Annotated in this window: 24 protein-coding genes; 10 read left to right on the forward strand and 14 right to left on the reverse strand. The window is 60.8% G+C overall.

Annotation, left to right across the window (positions count from 1 at the left end):
• Nucleotides 1-15: 15 nt before the first annotated feature.
• The 6 genes from CKW07_RS12470 to metG form a co-directional block, all read right to left on the reverse strand.
• On the reverse strand, nucleotides 16-606 hold the full coding sequence (locus tag CKW07_RS12470; protein ID WP_095145174.1) for an Rnf-Nqr domain containing protein: 591 nt from the start codon (nucleotides 604-606) through the stop codon (nucleotides 16-18).
• A complete protein-coding gene (locus CKW07_RS12475; RefSeq protein ID WP_095145175.1) occupies nucleotides 603-1,208 on the reverse strand; it encodes an RnfABCDGE type electron transport complex subunit G in 606 nt (201 codons plus the stop codon). Before CKW07_RS12475 ends, CKW07_RS12470 begins: the two co-directional genes overlap by 4 nt.
• A complete protein-coding gene (locus tag CKW07_RS12480; RefSeq protein ID WP_095145176.1) occupies nucleotides 1,205-2,203 on the reverse strand; it encodes an RnfABCDGE type electron transport complex subunit D in 999 nt (332 codons plus the stop codon). Before CKW07_RS12480 ends, CKW07_RS12475 begins: the two co-directional genes overlap by 4 nt.
• Nucleotides 2,190-3,404: an electron transport complex subunit RsxB gene (gene rsxB / locus CKW07_RS12485; protein WP_095145177.1), complete on the reverse strand. Its 1,215-nt coding sequence runs from the start codon at nucleotides 3,402-3,404 to the stop codon at nucleotides 2,190-2,192. The genes CKW07_RS12480 and rsxB overlap by 14 nt, the downstream gene beginning before the upstream one ends.
• On the reverse strand, nucleotides 3,401-3,988 hold the full coding sequence (locus CKW07_RS12490; protein ID WP_095145178.1) for an Rnf-Nqr domain containing protein: 588 nt from the start codon (nucleotides 3,986-3,988) through the stop codon (nucleotides 3,401-3,403). The genes rsxB and CKW07_RS12490 overlap by 4 nt, the downstream gene beginning before the upstream one ends.
• Before the next feature lie 119 nt (nucleotides 3,989-4,107).
• The gene (gene metG / locus CKW07_RS12495) at nucleotides 4,108-6,159 is read right to left on the reverse strand and encodes a methionine--tRNA ligase (RefSeq protein WP_095145179.1); all 2,052 of its coding nucleotides are present in this window, start codon (nucleotides 6,157-6,159) and stop codon (nucleotides 4,108-4,110) included.
• A 333-nt stretch (nucleotides 6,160-6,492) separates the two neighbouring features.
• On the opposite strand from metG, the gene apbC reads away from it, so the two are divergent.
• Nucleotides 6,493-7,587, forward strand: a complete 1,095-nt coding sequence (apbC, locus tag CKW07_RS12500; protein ID WP_095145180.1) for an iron-sulfur cluster carrier protein ApbC — start codon at nucleotides 6,493-6,495, stop codon at nucleotides 7,585-7,587.
• A gap of 70 nt (nucleotides 7,588-7,657) precedes the next feature.
• Here the strand turns inward: apbC and CKW07_RS12505 are convergent, their stop codons facing one another.
• Nucleotides 7,658-8,416 carry an SDR family oxidoreductase gene (locus tag CKW07_RS12505; RefSeq protein WP_095145181.1) on the reverse strand — a complete coding sequence of 253 codons (759 nt, stop codon included), beginning with the start codon at nucleotides 8,414-8,416 and terminating at the stop codon, nucleotides 7,658-7,660.
• Nucleotides 8,417-8,580: 164 nt separating this feature from the next.
• Here CKW07_RS12505 and CKW07_RS12510 point away from each other — a divergent pair, with 164 nt between their 5' ends.
• The 4 genes from CKW07_RS12510 (at nucleotide 8,581) to groL (ending at nucleotide 12,085) form a co-directional block, all read left to right on the forward strand.
• The gene (locus CKW07_RS12510; RefSeq protein ID WP_095145182.1) at nucleotides 8,581-9,312 is read left to right on the forward strand and encodes a HugZ family protein; all 732 of its coding nucleotides are present in this window, start codon (nucleotides 8,581-8,583) and stop codon (nucleotides 9,310-9,312) included.
• A 66-nt stretch (nucleotides 9,313-9,378) separates the two neighbouring features.
• On the forward strand, nucleotides 9,379-9,855 hold the full coding sequence (locus tag CKW07_RS12515) for an FxsA family protein (RefSeq protein WP_095145183.1): 477 nt from the start codon (nucleotides 9,379-9,381) through the stop codon (nucleotides 9,853-9,855).
• A gap of 245 nt (nucleotides 9,856-10,100) precedes the next feature.
• Nucleotides 10,101-10,394 (forward strand): co-chaperone GroES, encoded by a 294-nt coding sequence (locus CKW07_RS12520; protein WP_019827816.1) that lies wholly within the window; start codon nucleotides 10,101-10,103, stop codon nucleotides 10,392-10,394.
• A 50-nt stretch (nucleotides 10,395-10,444) separates the two neighbouring features.
• On the forward strand, nucleotides 10,445-12,085 hold the full coding sequence (gene groL / locus CKW07_RS12525; protein ID WP_095145184.1) for a chaperonin GroEL: 1,641 nt from the start codon (nucleotides 10,445-10,447) through the stop codon (nucleotides 12,083-12,085).
• Between the two features lie 98 nt (nucleotides 12,086-12,183).
• Here groL and CKW07_RS12530 read toward each other — a convergent pair whose 3' ends face one another.
• A complete protein-coding gene (locus tag CKW07_RS12530; protein ID WP_095145185.1) occupies nucleotides 12,184-12,927 on the reverse strand; it encodes a phosphatase PAP2 family protein in 744 nt (247 codons plus the stop codon).
• A 232-nt stretch (nucleotides 12,928-13,159) separates the two neighbouring features.
• Here CKW07_RS12530 and colR point away from each other — a divergent pair, with 232 nt between their 5' ends.
• The 5 genes from colR (at nucleotide 13,160) to CKW07_RS12555 (ending at nucleotide 16,911) form a co-directional block, all read left to right on the forward strand.
• Nucleotides 13,160-13,843, forward strand: a complete 684-nt coding sequence (colR, locus tag CKW07_RS12535; protein ID WP_095145186.1) for a two-component system response regulator ColR — start codon at nucleotides 13,160-13,162, stop codon at nucleotides 13,841-13,843.
• Complete coding sequence (locus CKW07_RS12540; protein WP_095145187.1) at nucleotides 13,833-15,119, forward strand: HAMP domain-containing sensor histidine kinase; 1,287 nt, start codon at nucleotides 13,833-13,835, stop codon at nucleotides 15,117-15,119. Before colR ends, CKW07_RS12540 begins: the two co-directional genes overlap by 11 nt.
• A 175-nt stretch (nucleotides 15,120-15,294) precedes the next feature.
• A complete protein-coding gene (locus tag CKW07_RS12545) occupies nucleotides 15,295-15,963 on the forward strand; it encodes a class I SAM-dependent methyltransferase (RefSeq protein WP_095145188.1) in 669 nt (222 codons plus the stop codon).
• Nucleotides 15,964-15,967: 4 nt separating this feature from the next.
• Nucleotides 15,968-16,681, forward strand: coding sequence for a lipopolysaccharide kinase InaA family protein (locus CKW07_RS12550; RefSeq protein ID WP_095145189.1), 714 nt, complete (start codon nucleotides 15,968-15,970; stop codon nucleotides 16,679-16,681).
• Nucleotides 16,682-16,683: 2 nt separating this feature from the next.
• Nucleotides 16,684-16,911 (forward strand): hypothetical protein, encoded by a 228-nt coding sequence (locus CKW07_RS12555; RefSeq protein WP_095145190.1) that lies wholly within the window; start codon nucleotides 16,684-16,686, stop codon nucleotides 16,909-16,911.
• A gap of 106 nt (nucleotides 16,912-17,017) precedes the next feature.
• Here the strand turns inward: CKW07_RS12555 and CKW07_RS12560 are convergent, their stop codons facing one another.
• The 6 genes from CKW07_RS12560 to CKW07_RS12585 form a co-directional block, all read right to left on the reverse strand.
• Entirely contained in the window at nucleotides 17,018-20,044 is a 3,027-nt protein-coding gene (locus tag CKW07_RS12560; protein ID WP_095145191.1) for a multidrug efflux RND transporter permease subunit, read from the reverse strand.
• A 13-nt stretch (nucleotides 20,045-20,057) separates the two neighbouring features.
• On the reverse strand, nucleotides 20,058-21,209 hold the full coding sequence (locus CKW07_RS12565) for an efflux RND transporter periplasmic adaptor subunit (protein WP_095145192.1): 1,152 nt from the start codon (nucleotides 21,207-21,209) through the stop codon (nucleotides 20,058-20,060).
• Between the two features lie 268 nt (nucleotides 21,210-21,477).
• A complete protein-coding gene (locus tag CKW07_RS12570) occupies nucleotides 21,478-22,575 on the reverse strand; it encodes a DUF1513 domain-containing protein (RefSeq protein WP_095145193.1) in 1,098 nt (365 codons plus the stop codon).
• A 14-nt stretch (nucleotides 22,576-22,589) separates the two neighbouring features.
• On the reverse strand, nucleotides 22,590-23,654 hold the full coding sequence (locus CKW07_RS12575; protein ID WP_095145194.1) for an imelysin family protein: 1,065 nt from the start codon (nucleotides 23,652-23,654) through the stop codon (nucleotides 22,590-22,592).
• Nucleotides 23,655-23,699: 45 nt separating this feature from the next.
• Nucleotides 23,700-25,127 carry a di-heme oxidoredictase family protein gene (locus CKW07_RS12580; RefSeq protein ID WP_095145195.1) on the reverse strand — a complete coding sequence of 476 codons (1,428 nt, stop codon included), beginning with the start codon at nucleotides 25,125-25,127 and terminating at the stop codon, nucleotides 23,700-23,702.
• A 182-nt stretch (nucleotides 25,128-25,309) separates the two neighbouring features.
• Nucleotides 25,310-26,650: an imelysin family protein gene (locus CKW07_RS12585; protein ID WP_095078616.1), complete on the reverse strand. Its 1,341-nt coding sequence runs from the start codon at nucleotides 26,648-26,650 to the stop codon at nucleotides 25,310-25,312.
• Nucleotides 26,651-26,665 lie beyond the last annotated feature (15 nt).

Consider the following 26,665-nt stretch of genomic DNA (forward strand, 5'->3'; position numbering starts at 1 on the left):
GTTCCTTGAAGACGTTCAGTGTGAAGTTGAGGGGCCAGGCCAGGCCCGTTTGGCTGCCAGGAGCAGTCCCAACAGAATAAACCCGCCAGGTGTGATGATGGCCAGTCGCAGGCCGCCACCTTCGATCAAAACCCAGCCTGGTCCATTCGAGTCCGTGATCCCGACCAACCATGGCAGGTGACTGGCGAATGAGCCGTGGCCCAAGCCTTCGCGCAAGGCACCCAGAATAACCATCGCGGCGGTGAACAGGGCAAACAGCCGCAATCGATCAGGCATGAGGGACCGGGTGAAAAATCCGCTGTGCTCCAGCACCACGCATTGCAGGGCCAGCAACCCGACATAAATACCCAACTGCTGGTGCAGTTCAAACGCCCAGCCTTGCAGGGCCAACGCAGCAAGGCTGGTCAACGCCGCCGCGAGCAGCGTACCGGTGATCAACTGCAGGGACGGCAGGATCCGGGGGCGCAGCAGGCTCATCTTCATGCCATAGACACTGATGACCAGCAGGGACAGCAGTGCCAGGCTCAGGGCGCTGACCAGTGTGTCGCTGGCACCGATCAACGGGGTGAGCATCAACGAGCTCTGTAATGCCCTGGCGTTGTTCATTGTCCGCTCCCGATCAGTTGGGGCTGATGTTCGTCGAAGTAACGTAGTGCATCGTGCACGGCACCGATCACCGCTCGGGAGGTGATGGTGGCACCGGCCAGTTGATCGAACCTGCCCTGATCCTTTTTCAACGCCCAGCCACTGTCGGTCGGGTCCTGACGGGACTTTCCGATAAAGCCCCGTAGCCACGGATTGGGCTGAGTGGCGATTGCGCCTCCCAGCCCTGGTGTTTCCGCTTGCTTGATGGCTTTTACGCCCAACAGTTTGCCGCGAGGATCGATGACGATCAGCAGGTCGATCGCCGCTTCATGGCCCATTGACCGGCTCAACAGCATGATTGCACTGGTTTTGCCCTCGAGGGTCGCCAGGTACCCGCCCAGCAACGTGCTGTTACTCAGGGCAACGTCTTTCAGCGCCAAGGGGTGGTCCAATGGCTGATTGTCGTAACTGCCTGTGGGCAGCATGTCGAGCAGGCGCTGGTTTTCGATCAGGCGCAGTTGGCTGGAAACATGGGGGGTGAGGGCCTGGTGCACAAGGAGCGTTGCACCGGCTCCCAGTCCGGCCACGAGCATCAGGATCAGTACGCTGAGGTATCTGTTCATGGCGTACGAGGCTCTGGTTGTCCAGCGAAGAGACGCTCCAGGGCCGGCACGCACAGGTTCATCAGCAGCACGGCAAAGGCTACGCCGTCGGGATACCCGCCCCAGGTGCGGATCAGGTAGGTCAGCACACCGACGCCGACCCCAAACAACAGCCGCGCCTTGGGGGCCCTTGCCCCCGACACCGGTTCGGTGACGATAAAGAATGCGCCGAGCATGCTCGCGCCGGTCAGCAGGTGGAACAGTGGAGAGCCATGGGAGTCCGAGCCCGAGCCGTTCCAGCACAGCAGGCTGATGATGAAAAGACTGCCCAGCATCCCGACCGGGGCGTGCCAAGTGAACACCCGCTGTTGCAACAGAAACGCGCCACCGGCAAGAAAGGCCAGGTTCACCCATTCGATGCCGGTGCCACCGACATGCCCAAACGCCGGATTGCCAGCGAAGAGCTCGTCCATGGTCAGGCTCTTGTTGATGCGCAGGCTGTCCAGCGCGGTGGCCTGCGCCCAGGCATCAGGAAGGGAGGAATCGCTGAAAGCGAAGCCGAAAATGCGTTGCAGGCCTTCAAGCAGGCCCATCCCTTGGGATGCTGGCCATTGGGTCATTTGTTGCGGGAAACACACCAGCACCAAGGCAAAACCGAGCATCGCCGGGTTGAACGGGTTTTTACCGACGCCGCCATACAGGTGCTTGCCGAAGATCATCGCGAAGGCCGCTGCGCTCACTGTCAGCCACCATGGGCAATACGGCGGTAATGCCAAGGCCAGCAGGGTGGCGCTGACCAAGGCGCTGCCATCGCTCAAGGATGGCTTGAGCGGGTACTTGCGCAGACGGAGCACGGCGGCTTCCACCGCCAGCGCGCTGCCACAGGCCAGCAGCAAGTTGATCAGAACTCCCCAGCCAAACCACCAGAACAACACCAGCACGCCGGGCACGGTGGCCAGCAACACCCGCTTCATCGCCTGTTGCAGGCGATCGTCGACCGGTTCAAGGGGCGACATAGTCGTTCACCCGACGTTCTGCTTCGCACAGCCTGGCGCGAGCCTGGGTCAGCAACGCTGTCGGCGTATCGACGCTGCGCTCGAGTTTAGCGAGGTCGGCGCGGGCGTAGGCCAGTTCGGTTTTCAGATGGCGCAGCTGCGGGTCGATCGGCCGTTTCTCAACGCGTACCAGATCCGGAGCCGGTTTTTCGCTGGCGTTTTCCGCCGCGTGCAGTGCCTGTTCAGCCTGGTTCAGCGCCTCACCGAGCGCGGCCAGTTGCTCGGCCGGGGCGTCGCCGGCCTGGGCTTTTTTAAGTTCGGCACGGCGCATGGCCAGCTGGATTTTCGCCCGTTTGAGCTCGGCGTCGTTGGCGGGCGGTGCGACCTTTGCGGGCACCGGCGTTGCGCTGGCCTCCAGGACCGCCAAGGCCTGCTCGGCGGCTTCGAACTGCTGCTGGAGAACGATTAACTGCGACTGTTGCTCGAAGGTCGGTGGGTGACCAAAGGCTTTCAGTGATTTGTGCAGTTGCGCCCGGCTCATCGCCACATCGATCTTGGCTTTTTTCAGCGCGGCATCGGCGGCTGCGGCTTTTTGCGCCTGCACCCGGGCGATGGCGTCTTGCACCGGGTTGTTGCCGGTCGTGCCGGGTTGCGCGGCTTTTTGCGCGCGAGCGGCGCGTTCAGCGAGCTTCTGTTCTTCTTCATGGCGCAGGCGCGCGTTGCGCTGCTCGAAGCGTTGCCGGGCATGGTCGCGCTTGACGCTTCGGGCGTCTCGTTGTTCCGGGGTGAAGGCCAGACCGCCGACAATGGGCACCACCTGTGGCGAGGGCAAGGGATGCATCTCGATGCAATCCACCGGGCAGGGTGCTACGCATAAATCACAGCCCGTGCATTCGTCGATGAGCACCGTGTGCATCAGCTTGGCCGCGCCGACAATCGCGTCGATCGGGCACGCCTGAATGCACTTGGTGCAACCGATGCACTCGGCTTCACGGATAAACGCAACCTGTGCCGGTGCCGTGCCACGAGTGGTGTCGAGCTCCAGCTCAGGGACGTTCAACAGTCTGGCCAGTGCGGCAAGGGTTTCGCGGCCACCTGGCGGGCACTTGTTGATGGCTTCACCGTTGGCAATGCCCTCGGCGTAGGGCTTGCACCCTGGGTGACCGCACTTGCCGCATTGAGTCTGTGGCAGAAGGGCGTCGATGCGTTGAATCAGACTCATAGTTTGATCAGTCCGCTGAAACCGAGAAATGCCACGGCGATCAATCCGGCGCTGATCAGGTCGATCGGCAAGCCGCGAAAGGGTAGGGGCACATCGTTATTGAGAGTGCGTTGGCGCAAATCGCTGAACAGGCTCAGTACCAGCCAGAACCCCAGCCCGGCACCGAGGCTCAACGCGGCGTGACCGGCAAAACCATTGTCATTCTGCAAACCGAACAGGCTCAGCCCCAGCACGCCCGCGTTACCCAGCAACAACGGCCACAGGCCTTCGAACGGTAGCTGAGGCAGCACGCGCGCCAGCACCTTGAGCAGCGGCGTGATGAGCAACACGCTCAGTGGCAAAAACACCATCAGGTGCAGGGACGCAAGCCCAAGCGGCTCGAGCAGCCAGTGATACACCCCATAGCCCAACACGCCATTGAGCAGCATCAAGCCTGTGGTCGCAATGCCCAGGGCATGCACTTGATGTCGTTCGGCCGCAGGATCGCGCGTCGACTGCAACAGTGGATCGACGCCCAGCGGCCAGTACAACAGGAAGTTGTTGATCAGGGCGGTGCTGATAAGCGTAAGTAGAATGTCGGTCATGGGTGAGCCGGGTTGAGCGAGGGCCTGTGCTTAAAGATTAGGCAGTATCCGGCGGCGCAGATATGAAAATCCCACCGTCGCGCGTCAGCGTGACGGTGGGATCGGTCCAGCCAGGCGAATTACTTGATGCGCTGGCCCGGCTTGGCGCCGCTGTCCGGGCTCAACAGGTAGATCTCTTCGCCGCCAGGGCCGGCAGCCATGACCATGCCTTCGGAAATACCGAAGCGCATTTTGCGTGGCTTGAGGTTGGCGATCATCATCGTCAGGCGACCTTCCAGCTTGGCCGGGTCCGGGTAGGCACTCTTGATACCGGAGAACACGTTGCGTTGCTCGTCACCGATATCCAGGGTCAGGCGCAACAGCTTGTCGGCACCGTCCACGGCTTCAGCCTTGAGGATCAGGGCCACGCGCAGGTCGACGGCCGCAAAGGTGTCGAACTCGATTTCCGGCGACAGCGGGTCCTTGGCCAGTTCGCCGTTACCTTGTGGGGCAACAGCGCCGGTGTCGGTCTGGCTGGCGGCCAGGTCTTCTTTCGACGCGTCGGTCATGGCCTGGACCTTGACCGGATCGATGCGGGTCATCAGCGGCTTGAACTCGTTCAACTGATGGTTGCCGAGCAGGGTGGTGTGATCGTTCCAGGTCAACGGGGCGACGTTGAGGAATGCCTCGGCGTCGGCGGCCAGCAACGGCAGGACCGGCTTGAGGAAAATCACCAGCTGGCGGAACAGGTTGACGCCCGTGGCGCAGATCGCCTGGACTTCGTCTTGCTTGCCTTCCTGCTTGTTCAGCGACCACGGTGCCTTGTCGGCGATCCAGGCGTTGGCGCGGTCGGCCAAGCCCATGATTTCCCGCATGGCACGGGCAAAGTCGCGGGCTTCATAGGCGTCGCAGATGCTTGGCGCAGCGGCCAGAAACGCGTCGGTCAGCTCCGGTGCGGCATTTTCAGCCACCAGTACGCCGGCGTTGCCCTTGTGGATGAAGCCTGCGCAACGGCTGGCGATGTTGACGACCTTGCCCACCAGGTCGGAGTTGACCTTCTGCACGAAGTCTTCGAGGTTCAGGTCCAGGTCGTCGACGCCACGGCCCAGCTTGGACGCGTAGTAGTAGCGCAGGTATTCCGGAGACAGGTGGTCCAGGTAGGTACGGGCCTTGATGAAGGTGCCGCGGGACTTGGACATTTTCTGGCCGTTGACGGTCAGGTAGCCGTGAACGTTGATGCCGGTCGGCTTGCGGTAACCCGCGCCCTCGAGCATGGCCGGCCAGAACAGGGCGTGGAAGTTAACGATGTCCTTGCCGATGAAATGGTACAGCTCGGCGGTGGAGTCCTTGGCCCAGTAGGCGTCGAAGTCCAAATCCTGCCGGCGCGCGCAGAGGTTCTTGAAGCTCGCCATGTAGCCGATCGGTGCGTCCAGCCAGACGTAGAAGTATTTGCCGGGCTCGTCCGGGATTTCGAAACCGAAATACGGCGCATCGCGCGAGATGTCCCATTGTTGCAGGCCGACATCCAGCCATTCGGCGATCTTGTTCGCGACCGCGTCCTGCAGGGTACCGCTGCGGGTCCATGTCTGCAGCATGGCCTGGAAGTCTGGCAGCTTGAAGAAGAAGTGCTGGGAATCCTTGAGCACCGGGGTGGCGCCAGAGATCGCCGACTTTGGATCCTTCAGGTCAGTCGGTGCGTAGGTCGCGCCGCATTTTTCGCAGTTGTCGCCGTACTGGTCTTCAGTGCCACATTTCGGGCAGGTGCCCTTGATGAAGCGGTCGGCCAGGAACATTTTCTTTTCCGGGTCGAAATACTGGGTGATCGAACGCGTGGCAATGTGCCCGGCGTCGCGCAACTTCAGGTAGATCTGGCTCGACAGCTCACGGTTTTCTTCGGCGTGAGTGGAGTGGAAGTTGTCGAAGTCCACCAGGAACTCGGCAAAGTCGGCGCTGTGTTCAGCCTGGACGTTGGCGATCAGTTGTTCCGGGGTGATGCCTTCTTTTTCGGCGCGCAACATGATGGCCGAACCATGGGCGTCGTCGGCGCAGACGTAAGTGCATTGATTGCCGCGATGCTTCTGGAAGCGCACCCACATATCGGTCTGGATGTACTCAAGCATATGGCCAAGGTGGATTGAACCATTGGCATAGGGCAGGGCGCTGGTGACGAGGATCTTGCGTGGCTCGGACATGGGGCTCGGCTACTTGATGAAACGGAGGTCGGCCACTATAAAGCGCCGGCGAAGTTTTTTCACCCTCAAGGCCTGTTTCCGGACGTATCGATTGCCAAAACCTGTGGCGAGGGAGCGTGCTCCCGTTCGGCTGCGCAGCAGTCGTAATCAGACGGATGCGATCGATCTGTCGAACCGGGTAGCCGGAATTGGGGCGGCTTTGCCACCCAGCGGGAGCAAGTTCCCTCGGCACAGGATTTCCTGGGCAACAAATAATCTACAGGCATGCCGCCTCGGTCGCGGAACAGGTACGATACCCGTCATCTTTTCCAAGTCTTGTTATCGGAGTTACCCATGAGCGCCGTCAATCGCGCAGCGGTGGAAGCCGTCCTTCGCCAGTACACCGACCCTTACCTGAACCAGGATCCGATCAGCGCCGGTTGCCTGCGTGGCATCGATATCCAGGGCGATCGCGTCAGCGTTCAGTTGGAGCAAGGTTATGCCGCGGGTCTGTTCAACAGCGGCTGGGCGCAGATGCTGCAGATGGCGATCGAAAGCCTGGACGGCGTGGCCTCGGCCCGCGTCGAGATCACCACCCGGATCGCGGCACACAAGGCGCAGGCGCAGATCCCCGGGCTTGCCAACGTCAAGAACGTGGTCGCCGTGGCATCCGGCAAGGGCGGCGTGGGCAAATCCACCACCGCCGCCAACCTCGCGCTGGCCCTGGCCCGTGAAGGCGCCAGGGTCGGGATTCTTGACGCGGATATCTACGGTCCGAGCCAGGGCATCATGTTTGGTATCCCTGAAGGCACCCGGCCCAAGGTCAAGGAGCAGAAGTGGTTCGTGCCCATCGAGTCCCATGGCGTCGAAGTGATGTCCATGGCGTTCCTGACCGATGACAACACCCCGATGGTCTGGCGCGGCCCGATGGTGTCCGGTGCCTTGCTGCAATTGGTGACGCAGACCGCCTGGGGCGACCTGGACTACCTGGTGATCGACATGCCGCCAGGCACCGGTGACATCCAGTTGACCCTGGCACAAAAGGTCCCGGTGGCCGGTGCGGTCATCGTCACCACGCCGCAGGATCTGGCATTGCTGGATGCGCGCAAAGGCGTGGAAATGTTCCGCAAGGTCAACATCCCGGTGCTGGGCGTGGTGGAAAACATGGCTGTGCACATCTGCTCCAACTGCGGTCACGCCGAGCACCTGTTCGGCGAAGGCGGTGGCGAGAAGCTGGCCAGCCAGTATGGCGTCGAGTTGCTGGCCTCGTTGCCGTTGTCGATGGTTATCCGCGAGCAGGCCGATGGCGGCAAGCCAACGGTGATCGCAGAACCCGACAGCCAGATCGCCATGGTCTACCAGGAACTGGCCCGTCATGTCGGCGCACGGATCGTGTTGCAAGAAGCTTTGTCGCCAGCGATGCCGAATATCAGCATCAGCGACGATTGATGCAGCAATACGAGGGGAGTGTTTTTGTGGCGAGGGAGCAAGCTCCCTTGCCACAGAGCGTGCGTAAAACCTAGATCCGCAACCCGCCATCCATTTCCAGAATCCGGCCGGTGTAGTAGTCGTTCTCGAAAATGTAGGCCGCCGAATGGGCGATCTCTTCCGGCTTGCCCATGCGTTTGAGCGGGATACCGGCGGTCATTTTGTCCAGGGCTTCAGGCTTCATGCCCAAGGTCATTTCGGTTTCGATGAACCCCGGTGCGATGCCGGCCACGCGGATGCCGTAGCGTGCCAGTTCCTTGGCCCAGGTTACGGTGGCCGCAGCGACACCGGCCTTGGCGGCGGAGTAGTTGGTCTGGCCGACGTTGCCGGCGCGCGAGATCGAGGAAATGTTGATGATCGCGCCGGACGACTTCAGTTCGATCATCTTCGCCGCCACTTCACGGGTGCACAGGAACACGCCGGTCAGGTTGACGTCGATGACGGCTTGCCATTGGGCCAGGCTCATTTTGCTCATTTCGCCGTCCTTGACCTTGATCAGCAGGCCGTCGCGCAGGATCCCGGCGTTGTTGATCAGGCCGTGGATCGCGCCGAAGTCTTCGGCTACCTGGGCGACCATGTGGGTCACCTGTTCTTCATTGGCAACGTTGCACAGGTAGGCGCGCGCCTCGACGCCGGCGGCTTTGCACGCGGCAACGGCCTGGTCGAGCTTCTCCTGGTTCAGGTCGACCAGTGCCAGCTTCGCGCCCTTGGCGGCGAAATACTCGGCCATCGAGCGGCCTAAACCCTGGCAGCCGCCAGTGATAATGATTACTTTGTCAGTGAGTTGCATTCGCATGCCTTAATTGCAGGTCTGAGTGGATTCCTTTTAGAGAGCCTCTCGATCTGCGCCTGACGTGGCCTGGCTGCACATGAGAACTGCCCCGAAGGCATTGCTGGAACTTTCTCCAGAAGCCTGTCCGTTTTTTCGACTAGTTCTATATAAGGAGTCATAAATTGAGCGTTGAAGCTGCCAAGCATGCACGAGAATTGCTGCTCAAGGAATACCGCGGGGTGCTCTCGACACTCTCCAAGGCGATGCCCGGTTTCCCGTTTGGCTCCGTGGTTCCATACTGCCTGAACGAGCAGGGCCGCCCACTGATATTGATCAGTCGAATCGCCCAGCACACGCACAACCTGCAAAAAGACCCTAAATGTTCACTGCTGGTGGGCGAGCGCGAGGCCGAAGACGTACAGGCCGTGGGGCGACTGACCTATCTGGCCGAGGCGCGGATGATCGAGGACGCCGCCGCGATCGAAGCCGCCGCCGAGCGCTACTACCGCTATTTCCCGGACTCGAGGAACTATCACAACGCCCATGATTTCGACTTCTGGGTGCTGGAGCCTGTCCGTCATCGCTACATCGGCGGTTTTGGCGCCATTCACTGGGTCAACGAACTGACCCTGGCCAACCCGTTTGCCGGCCTGGCAGAGGCGAGCATGATCGAGCACATGAATGCCGACCACGCCAAGGCCATTGCCCATTACGTCGAGTTGGCCGGTCTGCCGAACACCTCACCGGCGGAAATGGTTGGTATCGACCCCGAAGGCATGCACCTGCGGATTGGCCAAGGGGTGTACTGGTTGCCGTTCCCGACGCTTTGCAATACGCCGACACAAGTACGTGAAGCCCTGGTTTTACTGGCTCGCGCCGAGCATTGGCCAACAAATGAGACGAGCGAGGCTTGAAATCACGAAATGGCGACGTCATCTAAGGCTTACTTGCAAGGCATTCTTGCGTTGAGGAACCTTTTGATGCGCCCTTTTCTGTTGCTCTTTCTGCTGTTTCCGGTGCTGGAGCTGTTCGTATTCGTAAAAGTCAGTGCGGCCATCGGGTTTTTCCCGGCGCTGCTGCTGATCATCCTCGGCTCGATGTTCGGGGTGTTTGTACTGCGTATCGCCGGCCTGGCAACCGCGTTGCGTGCCCGTGAAAGCCTGAGCCGTGGCGAACTGCCCGCCCAGACGATGCTCGAAGGCCTGATGCTGGCCCTGGGTGGCGGCCTGTTGATCATCCCAGGCTTCATCAGCAGTGTGCTGGGCCTGGTCATGATGCTGCCGCTCACCCGGCGCCTGCTGGCCAACAAGATGCGCCAGCGCGCCGAGGAGCAAGCCATTCGCCAGCGCGCCTTTGCCGATGACCTGCAACCGCGTGGTGGCCCGGTTCCGCGGCAACCGTTGGGGCGTGAACCTGACGTGATCGAGGGTGAATTCGAGCACCGTGATTCCAAGTAAACCCATCCACCACACGGCACCTTCGGGTGCCGTGTTCGTTTTGCCGGGCCGTGCAGTAAAAAATTTCGCTGTGCTGCCCTTGTAATGAGCTTGCGCGCCCTTATGTAACGGTCACCGCAAGGTTTCTGGCGATGATCGCCAGACAGACTTCCGCGTCTCGCTCGACGAGCCGCAACCGGCCACGCCGGAAATTAACCCGCCGGGACTACACCGGCCGCTGAAACCACAATTAGGAGAGATCGACAATGAAGCTTCGTCCTCTGCATGACCGCGTCGTCATCCGTCGCAGCGAAGAAGAAAAGAAAACCGCTGGCGGTATCGTTCTGCCAGGTTCGGCTGCTGAAAAAGCCAACAGCGGCGAGATCCTCGCTGTCGGTACCGGCCGCGTGCTGGACAACGGTGAAGTGCGTGCGCTGGCCGTGAAAGTGGGTGACAAGGTTGTGTTTGGCCCGTACTCGGGCAGCAACACCGTCAAAGTCGACGGCGAAGACCTGTTGGTAATGGCTGAGAACGAGATTCTCGCTGTTATCGAAGGCTGATACCCCGCTCATTTTCCCGCGACTACTCAAGTATTTAAGGAATATCGATCATGGCTGCTAAAGAAGTTAAATTCGGCGATTCCGCCCGTAAGAAAATGCTCGCCGGTGTCAACGTCCTGGCTGACGCAGTAAAAGCGACCCTGGGCCCTAAAGGCCGTAACGTGATCATCGAGAAGAGCTTCGGCGCTCCGACCATCACCAAGGACGGCGTTTCGGTTGCCAAGGAAATCGAGCTGAAAGATCGCTTCGAAAACATGGGCGCGCAACTGGTCAAAGACGTTGCCTCCCGTGCCAACGATGACGCAGGCGACGGCACCACCACCGCTACCGTTCTGGCTCAATCGATCGTCAACGAAGGCCTGAAAGCCGTCGCTGCCGGCATGAACCCGATGGACCTCAAGCGCGGCATCGACAAAGCGACCATCGCTATCGTCAAAGAGCTCAAGGCCCTGTCCAAGCCATGCGCTGACACCAAGGCAATCGCTCAGGTCGGCACCATCTCGGCCAACTCCGACAACTCCATCGGCGACATCATTGCCGAAGCCATGGAAAAAGTCGGTAAAGAAGGCGTGATCACCGTTGAAGAAGGCTCGGGCCTGGAAAACGAACTGTCGGTTGTTGAAGGCATGCAGTTCGACCGTGGCTACCTGTCCCCGTACTTCGTCAACAAGCCAGAGACCATGACTGCCGAGCTGGATGGTCCGCTGATCCTGCTGGTCGACAAAAAGATCTCGAACATCCGCGAAATGCTGCCAGTGCTGGAAGCCGTTGCCAAAGCCGGCCGCCCACTGCTGATCGTGGCTGAAGACGTTGAAGGCGAAGCCCTGGCGACTCTGGTTGTGAACAACATGCGTGGCATCGTCAAAGTCGCAGCCGTCAAGGCTCCAGGCTTCGGCGACCGTCGCAAGGCCATGCTGCAGGACATCGCCGTTCTGACCGGCGGTACCGTTATCTCCGAAGAAATCGGCCTGAGCCTGGAAAGCACCACCCTGGAGCACCTGGGTAGCGCCAAGCGCGTGACCCTGTCCAAGGAAAACACCATCATCGTTGACGGTGCTGGCGTACAAGGCGACATCGAAGCGCGCATCACCCAGATCCGTGCCCAGGTTGCCGAAACCTCCTCGGACTACGACCGTGAAAAACTGCAAGAGCGTCTGGCCAAGCTGTCTGGCGGCGTTGCAGTGATCAAGGTTGGCGCTGGCTCCGAAGTTGAAATGAAAGAGAAGAAAGCCCGCGTTGAAGACGCTCTGCACGCTACCCGTGCAGCTGTTGAAGAAGGCGTGGTACCTGGCGGTGGCGTGGCACTGGTTCGCGCTCTGCAGGCCATCAGCGAGCTGAAAGGCGACAACGATGACCAGAACGTGGGCATCCAGTTGCTGCGTCGCGCTGTTGAAGCGCCACTGCGTCAGATCGTTGCCAACTCCGGTGACGAGCCAAGTGTAGTCGTCGACAAGGTCAAGCAAGGCGCGGGTAACTTCGGTTACAACGCAGCGACCGGCGAATACGGCGACATGATCGAAATGGGTATCCTGGACCCGGCCAAAGTGACTCGTTCGGCTCTGCAAGCGGCTTCGTCGATTGCCAGCCTGATGATCACCACCGAAGCCATGATCGCCGAGATCAAGGAAGACGCTCCAGCTGGCGGCATGCCAGACATGGGCGGTATGGGCGGCATGGGCGGCATGATGTAAGCCAGCCTTACCCTGTACGAAAAAACCCCGCTGGCGTTAAGCTAGCGGGGTTTTTTATTGCCTTCATTCTGGTCTGTCAGGAGAGCGATGGCGTCAGCTCAGGCGCTGACAGATTCTGCCTTGGTCGCTCGCTCAGTTTTGGTCGCCGGCCGATACAGCACGTAGTAGTAAGACCCCAGGCAAATCAGCCAGCAAAACACCGCTGTCCATACGTTGTGCGAAAAGAAGTGCGCACCCTGCATCATCCGGCTGATGGAAAACACCGTGCCCAGACCGAATGCAAGGATGAAGGCTGCGCGGGCCAGTTTCGGCCGCCGGTCACGTAATACGAAGAACAAAGCAAACAAGGCAAAACCCGTGGCCGCATGCCCCCCCGGCCAGCAACGCCCAGGCTTGTCAGTGACGGGACGGGGGCTGAGCAGTTCGCTGTAGGTTTCCTTGCCGCCGAACTCTTTCAGGCTCCATGGGCATTGCACGGCAGTCACCGCTTTGACGGGCGTGACGAACGCGGTTGCCAGCCCCAATGACAGCACCAGGCAGCCCAGCTCACGTTTGAACGGCTTGAGCCGTGTCAGCATGAATGAGCCGATGAAGCCAAGGATGGCAAGCACCGAAAATCCGATAACCACCTGCTTGGCCCGGTCGTGCAGGATATTTTCCAGAAAGTAGCTGTGGCGACCGATGAAGCCTCCGGCCGTTGGATCGTAGAACAGCTGGGCCAAGCTCATGTCCAGCGACGTCAGTTCCAGCAATACCAACGTGACAGCCGTCACGGCGGGAATGCCCAGGCAGATCCAGAAGTTCAGGGGGCGTGAGGCCGGGTGTGAAACAGTGGATGGCATGAGGGAGTCCTGAACGAGGAAGAGAGGGCCAGCGACGGTTCGTGTACTCAAATGGCCGCACTCTGCGCCTGACGCCGTAAGCTGTACGTGAACTCCGGGTGAAAATTTCGTGATGCCTTTCGTGGACGGGTTTGACGGGATTTGGCCCGTCAGACAGCGCTGGCCCTGAGCCAGACTTGGCCTTAAGCTGCGCGAGCCAAGACGGCCGTAACTGTGTACGGAGCAGATGCCCATGCGAATTCTATTGGTTGAAGACAACCGCGATATCCTCGCCAACCTGGCGGATTACCTGGGGCTCAAAGGCTACACCGTGGATTGCGCGCAGGATGGCCTGTCAGGGTTGCACCTGGCGGCCACCGAGCATTACGACCTGATCGTGCTCGATATCATGTTGCCCGGTATCGACGGTTACACGCTTTGCAAACGCCTGCGCGAAGACGCGCGGCGTGATACGCCAGTGATCATGCTGACCGCCCGTGACCAGTTGGATGACCGCTTGCAGGGCTTCAAGTCCGGTGCCGACGATTACCTGATCAAACCCTTTGCGCTGTCGGAACTGGCCGCACGCGTCGAGGCGGTCATGCGTCGTACCCAGGGGGGCGGTCGGCGAGCGTTGCAGGTCGGCGATTTGAGCTATGACCTCGACACCCTGGAAGTGACTCGTGAAGGGCGCCTGCTCAAGCTCAACCCGGTAGGCCTCAAGTTGTTGGCCGTGTTGATGCAGAAGAGTCCGCATGTGCTGCGTCGTGAAATTCTCGAAGAGGCTCTGTGGGGCGATGATTGCCCGGACAGTGACAGCTTGCGCAGCCATGTTCACCAATTGCGCCAGGTGATCGACAAGCCGTTCAACAAGCCGTTGCTGCATACCGTGCATGGCGTTGGTTATCGCTTGGCCGAGGGGCGTGATGGAGTTTAAGCAGAGCCTTGCACAACGGATCATCATCGCCTTTGCGTTGATGAGCGCGTTGGTAGCAGGGGCATTCGCCATGGGCATCGTGGCGACCGTGCACGTGGTTGAAGAGAAGCTGATCTCTGCCGGGCTGGGGGGCGATTTGCAGCGGATGCTGCTGATGGACAACATGTCTGAATGGAGCCACCGGCCAGAGCCTGACCAGCTGTTCTATTTCAGTGGCGGCCCCGGTGACTTCGACTTGCCCAAGGACCTGCGTCATCTGGACTCCGGGTTTCACGAGGTGTTTCGCGAGCAACTGTCGTACCACGCGATGGTCGAGATCGTCGACGGCAGGCGTTACGTGCTGTTGCAGGATCAGAGCGATTTTGAAGAGCGTGAACGGGTGCTGTTTGCCGTGGTGCTGGTGGGGTTTGTGCTGAGCCTCGCATTAGCGGTATTCCTGGGCTGGGTCCTGGCTCGTAAGGTGATGGCGCCGGTGGTCCGGTTGGCACGTCAGGTGCGCCACCGTGACCAGTTGCTCGGTCTGGCCCCCCCTTTGGCTCCAGACTATGCCGCCGATGAAGTGGGTGAACTGGCGGTTGCCTTCGACGCCACCCTGGGCCGCTTGCGCCAGGCTTTGAACCGCGAGCGGCTGTTTACCAGCGACGTCAGTCATGAGTTGCGCACACCCTTGATGGTGCTGGCCAGCTCTTGTGAGTTGCTGCTGGAAAACCCGGGCATCGACCAGCGCGGCCGGGCCCAGGTCGAGCGCATTGCGCGGGCCTGTGTCGAAATGCGCGAGCTGGTGCAGACCTTCCTGATGCTGGCTCGCTCCCAGCGTGACGAAACCAGCGTGGCGCCGCAGATGACCCTGGGGCAGGTGGCGCAGGACCTGATCAGCCTGTGGCGCGCACCGATCGAGGCCAAGGGACTGGAACTGGTTTACAACGCCGGGAACCCGATGGATACGCGTTACAACGCAACATTGCTGCACGCCGTCATGGGCAACCTATTGCGCAATGCATTGCACTACACCGACGGCGGCTTTATCCGGCTGACGCTTCTGCCCAGCGGCTTTCTGGTCGAGGACAGTGGCGTGGGGATCCCCGAGGAGAAGCGCGAGGCCATGTTCGAACCCTTCGTGCGAGGCTCTGAAAATCGCGGTGAGGGCTTGGGGCTTGGCCTGTCGCTGGTACAGCGGATTTGTGAAAACCAGGGGTGGAGCGTCAGCCTCAGCACCATGGAGCCCAGCGGTTGTCGCTTCCATGTCGAATTGCTCCACGAGGGAGGAGAGGTGTAGGTATGCGGGCTTTCTTGGGGCGTTTCCTACGTAGCCGGTTATCTATGCCTACCCTGAGCCTGTAAAATTCTGTAATGGTTTTTGGCTTTTTTCAACGAAATTTTCACAATTGGATGACCTGGAACTCACATTGCGCTCCCTAAGGTAGCTGTCATCAGCTCAGGAGACATTGATAATGGATGACCCGGTCAAACTTGAATTTTCCGAAAAGTACGATGACGAACATGCCAAGCGCTATCTGCTCAAGCATAAGGACGGTCTCGGCCGTCAACTGTCACACAAGCGTGACTTGCAACTGGCACGTACCGCGCTCAAACGCGTAGGTGAGCCGGGTCTGGTGCTGGACCTGCCCTGCGGTGCCGGGCGTTTCTGGCCCATGCTGGCGGAAAAATCCAACCGTGTGATCATCGGGGCAGACAACTCCGCGTCAATGGTGAAGATCGCAACCCAGGCGCAACCTGCCGACGTGGTCAAGCGGGTACGCCCTTTGCAGACCTCTGCATTCGATATCGCGTTGCCTGACAACTCCGTGGACAGCATCTTCTGCATGCGTTTGCTGCACCACATCGGTGAGGCCGAGCATCGACTGGCCATCTTGAAGGAATTCCAGCGTGTCACCCGCGACAGCGTCATCCTTTCCTTGTGGGTCGACGGCAATTTCAAGGCCTGGAAACGCAAGCGTTTGGAGAAAAATCGTGCGCAACAGGGCTACCAAAACCGCTTTGTATTACCAGCCGCTACGGTAGAAGCAGAGTTTGAGCAGGCGGGTTTCCGCGTTCAGGAATATTTGGACTTCATTCCGCTCTACGCCATGTGGCGCGTATATATTTTGCGAAAGAGGTAACAGCATGGCAGTTGAACAGGTATCGGAAACGCAACACGCGCCCGACGATCGCTTCGAGTATTTCTGGAGCCAGCGTGGCGAATGGGTGGAAGAGCCCAATGTACGTCGTGGCGGAGAAAGTGGCGTACAGCGTATCCATACACCTAGTGGCCAACTGCTGTATGCCAAGCGCCAGACCGGGCATATTTATCGAAGCTGGTTGCACCCGTTCGGCCGTCCGACCGTGTTGCGCGAGCTTGATGCCCTGACCGGCCTGCATGCGTTGAAAGTCCGGGTGCCGGAAATCGTGTTCTGTGGTGCCCAGCCCGATCCAGTACACCAGTGGCGCGCGTTGCTGGTCACCAAGTCTCTGGACGGCTTTACCGAGATTGAAGACTGGTATGCCAGTGGTGGCCGCGAGCGTCATGGCGAGGCCTTGCATGACAGCATGCTCAAGGATCTGGCTGAAAACCTGGCGCGGATGCACAAGGGCCGCTGGCAGCACAGTTGCCTGTACATCAAGCATATCTTTGTGCGGGTCACCGGCGAGGGCGCAGCGGCCAAGGCCGAAGTGGCATTGCTGGACCTGGAGAAGTGCCGCCAGCGGCTGTTGAGCAAGCAGGCGGCAGCGCACGACATGGAGCAATTACGTCGCCATTCGTCGTGGAAGCCGGCAGACTGGGACAAGCTCGTCTATTTTTATAAGACGGCGTTTGGCAGCGCTATCAAAGGTTTATAGCGATGAAACTCGAAGTTGCACGAGGTTTGTTTCTAATAGGAGCCTTGGCAGTTGCTTCATTGGCGGTGGCCGCATGGGAGCAGCCCCGCACGCAAGTCCTCAGTACCGCGCACGGCGACGAGCATTGTTTATTGCCACGGGTTGAGAAATCATCGGTGGCGGCACAGCCTGATCATGATTTGTTGTTGTTCATGTTCAGTATGAGCCAGGGAATGAGACCGCAGAGCTGAAGACATTGAAGCGCAACGAAAAGGCCTCGCACATGCGGGGCCTTTTGTTTTTCAGGCGCAGGCGCGCCTGCGAAAATGGTGTCTCAGGCACGCCGCCTGGCCGTCCTTACGGTTGATCGGATTTGGCCAACACGGTGTAGACACACGGCAACACGAACAGGGTGAACAGCGTCCCGATGGACATCCCGGTGGCGATGACGGTGCCGATATCGAAGCGGCTCACGGCCCCTGCGCCTGTGGCGAGGATCAGCGGCACCATGCCAAACACCATGGCGGCCGTGGTCATCAATACCGGGCGCAAGCGAATGGCGGCGGCTTCTTCCACGGCTTCACGGGCGCTCAGGCCTTTGTCCTTGCGCAGTTGATTGGCAAACTCGACGATCAGGATCCCGTGCTTGCTGATCAGGCCGATCAAGGTCACCAGCCCGACCTGGGTATAGATGTTCATGCTCGACCACCCCAGAAACAGCGGAATCAACGCGCCGCAGATCGACAGCGGTACGGTCACCAGGATCACCAGTGGATCACGGAAACTTTCAAACTGCGCGGCCAGCACCAGGAAGATGATCGCCAGTGCCAGGGCGAAGGTCACCCACAACGCTTGGCCTTCCTGAATGTACTGCCGTGAGGCCCCCGCGTAATCAAAGGCAAAGCCGGGTGGTGCTTCTTCCTCGGCGATCTGGCGCACGGAATCGATCGCTTCGCCCATGCTGACCGTCGGGAAGCCTGAGAGTATCGCCGAGTTCAATTGCTGGAACTGGTTGAGCTGGCGCGGTCGGGCACGGTCGTTGACGGTGATCAAGGTCGACAAGGGCAGCAGTTGCCCTTGGGTGTTTTTCACGTAGTAGTGGCTCAACCAGTCGGGGTTGTCCCGGTAGGCCCGCTCGACCTGGGCGATCACCTTGTAACTGCGGCCTTCGAGGGTGAAGCGGTTGATCTCGGCCTCCGCCAGCAACGTTGCCAGCGTGGTGCCCAGGTCGAGCATCGATACGCCCATCTGCGCGGCCTTGGCGCGGTCGATATCCACCACCACTTCCGGTTTGTCAAAGGCCAGGTCGATGTCGACGAACGCGAACTTGCCAGACTCCAGCGCACGCTTTTTCACCCGGTCGACTACGGCTAGCAGCGCCTCATAGTCATTGGCAGTGTTGATCACGAACTGGAAGGGCAGGCCTTCGCCGGTACCGGGCAGTGAGGGCAGGTTGAAGCCGAAAATCTGCAGCCCGGAGATCGCCGCCAGCCTGGCCTGGACCTCGGGTAGGATTTCCATCTGGGTGCGGCTGCGTTCGTTCCAGGGCTTGAGCAGGAAGCCGCCGATACCCGACTGGACGCCGTTGAAGCCGTTGATCTGGAACGAGGAGTAGTACTCGGGAAATTCCTTGAAGATCGTGATGAACTGATCCGTATAGGAATTCAGGTAATCCAGGTTGGTCGGTTGCGGCGCATTGGCCATCATGAAAATGATGCCCTGGTCCTCATCCGGTGCCAGTTCCGACTTGGTGAACATCAGCAGCACTGGAATCAGGCATAACACGATCGCCGCAAACACCAGCACCACCGGCCGGGTGTTCAGCGTGCCGTGCAGCAGGCGCTGGTAACGCTGCTTGAGGCCTTCGAAAATCAGGTCCAGGCGATGGGCGAGCCCCGTCGGGTTTTCATCGTGGCGCAGGAGCATGGCGCACATCATCGGCGACAGGGTCAGGGCCACGACCCCCGAAATCACCACGGCACCGGCCAGAGTCAGGGCGAACTCCTTGAACAACGCCCCCGTCAGCCCCGTCAGGAAGCCGATAGGCGCGTAAACCGCGGCCAGGGTGATGGTCATCGAGACCACGGGCATGGCAATCTCCTGCGCGCCCTCAAGCGCCGCGTCCAGCGGCGTTTTACCTTCTTCGATGTGGCGGTGAATGTTCTCCACCACCACGATGGCGTCGTCCACCACCAACCCGATGGCCAGCACCATGGCCAGCAGGGTCAGCAGGTTGATCGAGTAGCCCATCAGTTGCATGAAAAACATCACGCCGATCATCGACAGCGGGATCGTGATCACCGGAATGACTACCGAACGCAGTGCGCCCAGGAACAGGAACACCACGACAATCACAATCAGCACCGCTTCGAACAGGGTCTTCACCACCTCGTCGATCGAGGCCTGGATGAACTCCGTGGCGTCATAGGCGATGTCGGCCTTGAGGTTGGGCGGCAGCTGGGATTCCAGCTCCGGCATGAGCTTTCGCACTTCCTTGATCACGTCCAGCGGGTTGGCGCCGGGGGTGGGCCTGATCCCTATGTACACCGAGGGGGTGCCGCCGAATGAGCTGATGGTGTCGTAGTTTTCCGCCCCCATTTCCACGCGAGCGACATCGCTGAGCAGTACTCGGCTGTCGCCATCGACTTTTAGCGGAATCGCGGCAAAGGCTTCGGCGGATTTCAGTTCGGTGTTGGCGTTGACGCTGGTGACGACATACTCGCCTTTTACTTCACCGGCGGCGGAAAGGAAGTTGTACTGGCGTACGGCAGTTGTCACGTCGGCGGCGCTCAAGCCGAAACCTGCGAGCTTTACCGGGTCCAGCCACAGGCGCATGGCAAACACCTGATTGCCGAGGATTTCGGCTTCGGCCATGCCGGGCAGGGTGGCGAGCTTGGGCTGGATCACCCGCGACAGGTAGTCGGTGATCTGCGGATTCTTCAAGTCCTCGCTGAAGAAACTGATGTACATCAGCACCGAGGCGTCAGCCGCCTCTTTGCTCAGAACCGGGTCTTCGGCGTCTTGCGGCAGCTGGTTCTTGACCTCGTTGGCCTTGGCCAGCAACTCGGTGAACAGGCGGTCGGTGTTGGCGCCGATGCGGGCGTAGATCGAGATCACCGAGAAGTTCTGGCGGCTGACCGAGGTCATGTAGTCGATGCCTTCGGCACTCGCCAGGCTTTGTTGCAAGGGCTGGGTGATGTAGCCCTGAATCGTTTCGGCGTTGGCCCCGGGGTAAGCCGTGGTGACGGTGATCAGGGCGTTTTCCATCTGTGGATACTGGCGCAGCTGCAGCTTGCTCCAGGCCTGGAAGCCCAGCAGCACGATCAGCAGGCTGACCACGGTCGCGAGCACCGGGCGGCGGATGAACGGGTCGGTAAAAGCCATGGTGATTCCCTGATCAGTCAGCGTGCGGCTGGCTGTTCTGTTCGGCCGGCAGGTTCTTGTCGGGGCTGATGACGATGTGAGCGCCGTTGTCGAGCTTGATCTGGCCGGCACTGATCACTTGCTCGCCGTTGCTCACGCCTTTGTTGATCAACACCAGACCGTCGCGGCGCTCACCGGTTTCGATGAACCGACGCTCGGCGACCAGCACCGGCTGACCCTGGTCGTCTTTTTCGAGGTTGCCTTGCGCGTCTTTTTTCTGCGCCGCCACATAGAGTGAGTTGCCGTACAGGGTGTAGGTGATCACGCTTTCAGGGACGACGATCTTTGGCTGAGGGTCGGGCAGCAGCACCTGCAGGCTGGCAAACATGCCGGGCAGCAGTTTGCCGTCGGGGTTGGCCAGCGTGGCGCGCACCAGCACGTTGCGGGTAGTGTTTTCGACCTTGGGATTGATGGCGCTGATGGTGCCGGGGAAGTTGAGGGTCGGGTAGGCCGAGACGCTTACCTGCACCGGCTGGCCGAGGGCGATTTTCGGCACCGCCTGTTCCGGAACGTAGAAGTCGACATACAGGCTGCTGAGGTCCTGCAGGGTGGCAATCACGGTGCCGCTGGCCAGGAAGTCGCCGACGTCGGCCTGGCGAATCCCGATGGTGCCGCTGAAGGGGGCAACGATGTGTTTCTTTTCCAGGGAGGCCTTGAGTTGATTGACCGTCGCCTTGCTCTTGGCCAGTTGTGCGGTGAGTCGGTCGAACTCGCCCTTGGAAATGGCCTCGCTGCCCACCAGTTGGCTGCCCCGGCCATAGTCCAGTTGCGCCAGGCCAAGGTCGGCCCGGGCGGTTTCCAGCAGGGCGCTTTCAACGGCGCTGTCGAGCTGGAGGATCGGCTGGCCCGCCTTGACCTTCTGCCCAGACTGGAACTGCACCTCGGTGACGGTGCCAGCGACCTCCAGGCTCAGGTCGACCCCTTGCAACGCCTTGAGGGTGCCGACGCTGGGCAGGCGCACTTGCCAGGGGCGTTCGGTGGCGGTGGCCACGGCAACACTTACCGGTGGTTTCGGCGCAGCGAAGGTCTGCATCACCTGGTAAATGGAAAAGGCCTTGTAGCCTCCCAGCGCCAGGACGATCAGCAGTACACCCCCCAACATGATCAGCATGCGGCGACGCAGCATATTCCACTTCCTTGGAAAAAATCAGGTGAGACAGGCCGCACATTACTCCGAGAGTGCTGGCGTTTCCAATGGATGTTTTGGGGGCTGTCGCAGCAACGGCCTTGAACTCACGAACACCTGCCTGTGGCGAGCGAGCTTGCTCGCGCTGGGCTGCGCAGCAGCCCCTAAAAAAGTGGACGAGGGCTTGCTGAAAGACCGCGGTCGCCTGAATGGGGGCACTGCGCGCCCCAGCGCGAGCAAGCTCGCTCGCCACGGGGCAGCATGACGATCAGACCAGGTGCAGATGGTTATCCCAGAGTCCTGCGGGGAGTTCGAGGGGTTTGGCCACCAACGTTGCCTGGCGACAATCGTAGTAGCGGCAACGGCCTTGACCCGAGGTCACGACAAAACCATCGGCCACCGCGCCAACCCCGGCGCAATCGGGGAGCGGCGCATCGAGTTTTACTTCACCGCTGTCCAGGTCCCAGATGAAAAACCGGTTACCCCGTGGAGCGGTCAACGCCACCAGTCGCAGGTCACTGTGCACCGCGACGCTGGCGGTGTAATGCCCCATGGCTTGCAACTGCTGCTCATCGACCGGGAACGGGACAAAGGGCTGGCCGGGCCGCTTGATCGCCAGCAGTTCGGACGATTCGTGGGCGGCCCCCATGAATTGCTGGCCGGTGACGATGGTGCCGTCGCTGGCAATGCCCATGTGCCGCACGCTGTTCATCTGCTGGGCCAGGGTTTCCTTGCTCAGCAGGCTGCCATCGCGCTGCATCAACACCAGGCTCGGCTCCATGGCATCGAGGTTCATCTCCACCCGGCTTTCGGCCTCGGTGCGGATGCCGCCGTTGGCCACCACCAGGGTTTCACCATCAGGCATCCACGACACCTGATGGGGGCCGATGCCGTGGGTGGAGATTTCACCGTGGTGCACCAGTCGTTCGTTCTCGAAACGGTACACCCCGAGCAGGCCGCGGCCCGGGTCGGTGGTGTCATTTTCCGTGGCGTACAGCCACTCACCGCCTTTGTGAATGACCGCATGGCCATAGAAGTGCCGGTTCGCTTGCGAGGCCAGGGTCTGCAGCAGCGTGCCGTCGCGCAGGTCGAGCAGGTAGCTCTCGGTACCCGGTCGCCGGGCAACGAACAGCGCAATCGGCAGCTCGGGGTGATTGATGATGTCGTGGCAGCGCTGGCCGACCTCGGTGGCGAACACGCGCGTGCCGTCCAGTCGATAGCCGACGGCGTAGTGCTTGCCGTCGCTGTCGTCGCGGGCCGAAAGCAGCAAAGGACCGGTGTCCTTTTGCTTGAACAGCTTCCAGCCGCCCAGTGTCACGGCACCCAGCAACAAACTGCCGAAAGTCAGAGCCTGGCGTCGCAGCATGGAGCTAACCCTCATCAGTCACCGTCGTTGGCGTTGAAGCCCAGTTGAATGCCCAGCGCCTTGGCCAGTTCGCCCTCGTGCAGGCGATGCACGACGTTGAGGCTGTCGTAGAGGTCGTTGAGTTGCTGGCGGCCGGCATCGTCGTTGAGCATTTCGGTCAGTGAACGCTGGCTGCTGTCGAACAGCTTGATCGAGGCGGCATAGGCAGCATCGATCTTGTCGGCCAGTGGCTTCTGCTCGGCGGGCAACAGGCCGCGCAGGCCTTTGTTGTCGACGCCAACCCAGACGGTCCGGGCGGCCGCGAGGCTGGCTTCCAGGCTTTGCAGCGAGGATTGGCTGCGCCAGGCGTCCGCCTGGAAGGGTTGCGGGATACCCTTGCTCTGACGTCCCATCGGCGTACCGAGTTTTTTCTTCAAAGTGTCCAGTGCCGTCACTTGCGCGCGTAGCAAATCGGCGATGGCCTCATGGGAGTCGGCGTAGCGCTGGTTCGGGAACTTGGTCATCTGCGCGAGCATGCCGTCGGTGCTGTTCCAGCTCGCCAGGATTTCTTCGGCCAATTGCTTCTGGCGCTCGCCGATGGCAGTCAGTAGCGGGCAATAACGGGCTTTTTGCGCCGCATCGGCGACGTTGCTCTTCTCGTCGAACAGAATGTACTCATAAGCCGAGAGACCCTGGACGACCACGCTGGACTTGGCCAGGGCCGCGGCATCGATTTGCGGCTGCGCGGTCAGCAATTGTTCGACCTGGCGGCCGACCAGGTTTTTCTTGTCCGGCCAGAACTGGATCTGCCAGGAGCGGTTGCCCTCGGCCAGTGGGCCTACGAGCAGGGGCTGCAGTTCGGCCCAGGCTTTTTGCGCATGCAGGAAGTCGGCACGGGCGGTCGCCAGATCCGACTTGCCTTCGCAGTAAGCCAGCGCACTAACGGCCAGTTGACGGTCGGCGTCGACCCAGCGGCTGTAGGTCGGCAGGATCACTTGCTTGGCAATGGCGGCCGAGGTGACGGCTTGTGGGTCCTGGGGCGAACAGGCGCCGAGGGCGAGGGCGGCAAGGCTGGTGAACAACAGCTTGGGACGGAACATGTCGGGCTCCCTATTGGTCTGGGGCAAGGCGTATGGGAAATGCGTTCAAAGCGAATTCAAAAAGGCCAGCAACGCAGCCCGCTGCTCGGCATTGAAAGCTAAAACCTGTTGCTGCGCCGCCTGGGCTTCACCGCCATGCCAGAGCACGGCTTCAAGCAGGTTGCGGGCGCGGCCGTCATGCAGGAACTGGGTGTGGCCGCTGACTGTTTGCGTCAGGCCTATGCCCCACAACGGCGGCGTGCGCCAGTCGCGGCCAGAGGCCTGGAATTCGCTACGGTGATCAGCCAGGCCTTCGCCCATGTCATGCAGCAGCAGATCGCTGTAGGGGCGAATCACTTGATTGGCCTGTTCAGGTTCGGCGGCATTGGCGGCGGTGGTGAAGGTCGGGGTGTGGCACGACTGGCAGCCGGCCTGGAAAAACAGATTCTTGCCGGCCAGCACTTGCGCACCGTTGACGTCACGGCGGGCGGGCACGGCCAGGTTACGGCTGTAGAACAGCACCAGGCGCAAGATGTTGTCGCTGACTTCCGGCTCGCCATCCGGGCCATTGCCGTTGGGGGCCTGCAGGCAATCGGTCTGGGCCTGGGTGCAGTCATCGACGGGGCTCAGGTGAGTGGTGAGGCCCATATCACCAGAAAACGCGTGAACGTTTTGTTGATTGAGATTCGGTTGCCCGGCTTTCCAGCCAAATCGGCCCAGGACGGTCTTTTGCTGCGCATCATCCCAGACCAGGTTCGGCCGACCGGCAATGCCGTCCTTGTCTTTGTCCAGCGGGTCGGCGTTGGCCAGAATGTCCGCATCGGCAATCGCCTCGAGCAGGCCCAGGCCAATCATCGGCGGGGCGACCCGAGCGGAAAAACGCGTGTCGGGGTGCATTGGTCCGTAGCCCAGCTGGGTGATCTGCAGCTTGGGTTTGCGCAGTTCGACTTCACTGCCGTCGGCAAAGCGCACTAGTACCGGCTCGTAGTCGACGCGAACCTTGCCTTCCGGGGTGACGCCTGGCACCGCCATGTCCTGGAGTTGTCCGCCGTAGACCGGCTCGGGCACCACACCGACTTGCTCGATGAGCTTGGCGTCGGCCGGGGTGTCGGGGATCGACAGGCGCACCAGCATCGACACCGAGTTGTTGGCATCGGGCGCCGGTGGATGGCCGCGACCATCCTTGATGTGGCAGTTCTGGCAGCCGTTGGTGTTGAACAGCGGGCCGAGACCGTCACGGGCGGTGGTGGTCGAGGGGGCCGTTACCCAAGGGCTGCGGAAAAAACTGTTGCCGACGCTGAAGTCCAGCCGTCGGGTCGGCGAGAGGTTGGCCGAAGGCATCGAGAAGGCATTCTGGTCAGTCTTGCGAACCGTTGCGGTGCCACCTGAGCGGGCCTCGCCGGGCTCGGCCTTGGTAAAGCGCGGGGCGTCATCGCAGGCACTCAGGCCCAGGGCCAGAAACAGTGCGGACAGGCGAAGAGACAGCGAGGGCATCAGAGATCCTGAAAGACGAGCAAAACAAGGGCGCAAAGTCTAACAGGGCAGGGGAGTTTGAATAAGAGGAATTATCGTTTGGTTGATGTACATCAGCGGATCGTTCCCGCGCGGGGGTGATGGGCGGGGCACAAAAAAAGCGACCCGAAGGTCGCTTTTCTCAATGACTCAGCCAGCGTTGATCAGAACTCGTGATCAGCGTTGTCCGGGTTCAGGTCGCTGATGCCCAGTTTGCCCGCGGCCTGTTCGATCGAGCCGGTCTGCTTGACCAGGGCCGCGATGGCGTCACGCACCACTTGGTTGCCAGCGGTGTTGCCGGCGGCGATCAACTGGTCGTAGTGCTCGCCCTTGGTGGCGTGGTCAACCATGACCTGCAGCTTGGCTTCGGTCGCGGCCAGGTCGGCCTTGAGTGCGGCGTCTGCAGCCGGGTCGGCCTTGGCCACTAGCGACGACAGGCTGGCGCCGGTCATTTTGCTGCCATCGACACGGGTGTATTCGCCCAGGTACACGTTACGAACGCCTTTGGCATCGTAGAAGTGCGAGTAATGGGTGTTGTCGCTGAAGCAGTCCTGTTCGTCTTCTGGAGAATTGGCTTCCAGGGAGACTTTCATGCGCTCGCCTGCCAGTTCGCCCAGCGACAGGCTGCCCATGCCGAAGAGCATTTTGCGCAGGCCGGTATCAACAGGCTCGGCTTCCAGGGTGGCGCGATAGTTGTCGGCCACGTTCGGCTTCCAGTTGCCGACCATTTCTTCCAGGTCGCTGACCAGCAACTGGGTCACGGCTTTGAGGTAGGCACGGCGACGCTCGTTGTGGCCACCGGTAGCGCCTTTGCCTTCCAGGTAGTCGGATGCAGGACGGTTGCCGGCGCCCGGGCCGGTGCCGTTCAGGTCTTGGCCCCACAGCAGGAATTCGATGGCGTGGTAGCCGGTAGCGACGTTGGCTTCGGAACCGCCCAGCTCGTTCAGGCTGGCCAGTTTTTCCGCGGTGATATCTTTCACATCGACTTTGTCTTCGCCGACCTGTACCTGGGTGTTGGCGATGATGTTGGCGCTGGCGCCCGGGTTACCCAGTGCGTGCTCATAGGTCTTGTCGACGTAGTCGATCAGGCCTTCGTCCAGTGGCCAGGCGTTAACCTGACCTTCCCAGTCGTCGATGATGGTGTTGCCGAAGCGGAACACTTCGCTCTGCAGGTAAGGCACGCGTGCCGCTACCCAGGCAGCCTTGGCGGCTTTGAGGGTGTCGGCGTTCGGCTTGGCCAGGAACGCGTCGATCGCGGTCTGCAAGGTTTTCGCGGTGGATTCGGCATCGCTGTAGACGGCGTAGACGATGTCGGCGTAATGCGCGACAACGGCTTTGCCAGCAGCTTCGTCGACTTTACCGGCGGTAGCTGCAGCAGCCGGCGCTGCGGTGCTGGCGGCCGGAGTAGGCGCGGGTGCAGCCGCCTTGTCTTTGCCTTCGCCGCAACCGGCGAGGGAAATAGCGATGGCCAGCAAACTGGCGGTAGCCAGAGGCATACGAATCATGGCGAACATCCTGCT

Source organism: Pseudomonas sp. Irchel s3b6 (assembly GCF_900187415.1).
Taxonomy (GTDB): domain Bacteria; phylum Pseudomonadota; class Gammaproteobacteria; order Pseudomonadales; family Pseudomonadaceae; genus Aquipseudomonas.

Bases quoted from the DNA above. Each gene is read 5' to 3' on its own strand.
- CKW07_RS12475 (WP_095145175.1), bottom strand. From the start codon at position 1,208: ATGAACAGATACCTCAGCGTACTGATCCTGATGCTCGTGGCCGGACTG.
- CKW07_RS12550 (WP_095145189.1), top strand. From the start codon at position 15,968: ATGGCAGTTGAACAGGTATCGGAAACGCAACACGCGCCCGACGATCGC.
- CKW07_RS12575 (WP_095145194.1), bottom strand. From the start codon at position 23,654: ATGTTCCGTCCCAAGCTGTTGTTCACCAGCCTTGCCGCCCTCGCCCTC.
- CKW07_RS12560 (WP_095145191.1), bottom strand. From the start codon at position 20,044: ATGGCTTTTACCGACCCGTTCATCCGCCGCCCGGTGCTCGCGACCGTG.
- rsxB (WP_095145177.1), bottom strand. From the start codon at position 3,404: ATGAGTCTGATTCAACGCATCGACGCCCTTCTGCCACAGACTCAATGC.
- groL (WP_095145184.1), top strand. From the start codon at position 10,445: ATGGCTGCTAAAGAAGTTAAATTCGGCGATTCCGCCCGTAAGAAAATG.
- CKW07_RS12520 (WP_019827816.1), top strand. From the start codon at position 10,101: ATGAAGCTTCGTCCTCTGCATGACCGCGTCGTCATCCGTCGCAGCGAA.
- CKW07_RS12480 (WP_095145176.1), bottom strand. From the start codon at position 2,203: ATGTCGCCCCTTGAACCGGTCGACGATCGCCTGCAACAGGCGATGAAG.
- CKW07_RS12580 (WP_095145195.1), bottom strand. From the start codon at position 25,127: ATGCCCTCGCTGTCTCTTCGCCTGTCCGCACTGTTTCTGGCCCTGGGC.
- CKW07_RS12545 (WP_095145188.1), top strand. From the start codon at position 15,295: ATGGATGACCCGGTCAAACTTGAATTTTCCGAAAAGTACGATGACGAA.
- metG (WP_095145179.1), bottom strand. From the start codon at position 6,159: ATGTCCGAGCCACGCAAGATCCTCGTCACCAGCGCCCTGCCCTATGCC.
- CKW07_RS12585 (WP_095078616.1), bottom strand. From the start codon at position 26,650: ATGATTCGTATGCCTCTGGCTACCGCCAGTTTGCTGGCCATCGCTATT.
- CKW07_RS12470 (WP_095145174.1), bottom strand. From the start codon at position 606: ATGAACAACGCCAGGGCATTACAGAGCTCGTTGATGCTCACCCCGTTG.
- CKW07_RS12515 (WP_095145183.1), top strand. From the start codon at position 9,379: ATGCGCCCTTTTCTGTTGCTCTTTCTGCTGTTTCCGGTGCTGGAGCTG.
- apbC (WP_095145180.1), top strand. From the start codon at position 6,493: ATGAGCGCCGTCAATCGCGCAGCGGTGGAAGCCGTCCTTCGCCAGTAC.
- CKW07_RS12505 (WP_095145181.1), bottom strand. From the start codon at position 8,416: ATGCAACTCACTGACAAAGTAATCATTATCACTGGCGGCTGCCAGGGT.
- CKW07_RS12555 (WP_095145190.1), top strand. From the start codon at position 16,684: ATGAAACTCGAAGTTGCACGAGGTTTGTTTCTAATAGGAGCCTTGGCA.
- CKW07_RS12540 (WP_095145187.1), top strand. From the start codon at position 13,833: ATGGAGTTTAAGCAGAGCCTTGCACAACGGATCATCATCGCCTTTGCG.
- CKW07_RS12565 (WP_095145192.1), bottom strand. From the start codon at position 21,209: ATGCTGCGTCGCCGCATGCTGATCATGTTGGGGGGTGTACTGCTGATC.
- CKW07_RS12530 (WP_095145185.1), bottom strand. From the start codon at position 12,927: ATGCCATCCACTGTTTCACACCCGGCCTCACGCCCCCTGAACTTCTGG.
- colR (WP_095145186.1), top strand. From the start codon at position 13,160: ATGCGAATTCTATTGGTTGAAGACAACCGCGATATCCTCGCCAACCTG.
- CKW07_RS12490 (WP_095145178.1), bottom strand. From the start codon at position 3,988: ATGACCGACATTCTACTTACGCTTATCAGCACCGCCCTGATCAACAAC.
- CKW07_RS12570 (WP_095145193.1), bottom strand. From the start codon at position 22,575: ATGCTGCGACGCCAGGCTCTGACTTTCGGCAGTTTGTTGCTGGGTGCC.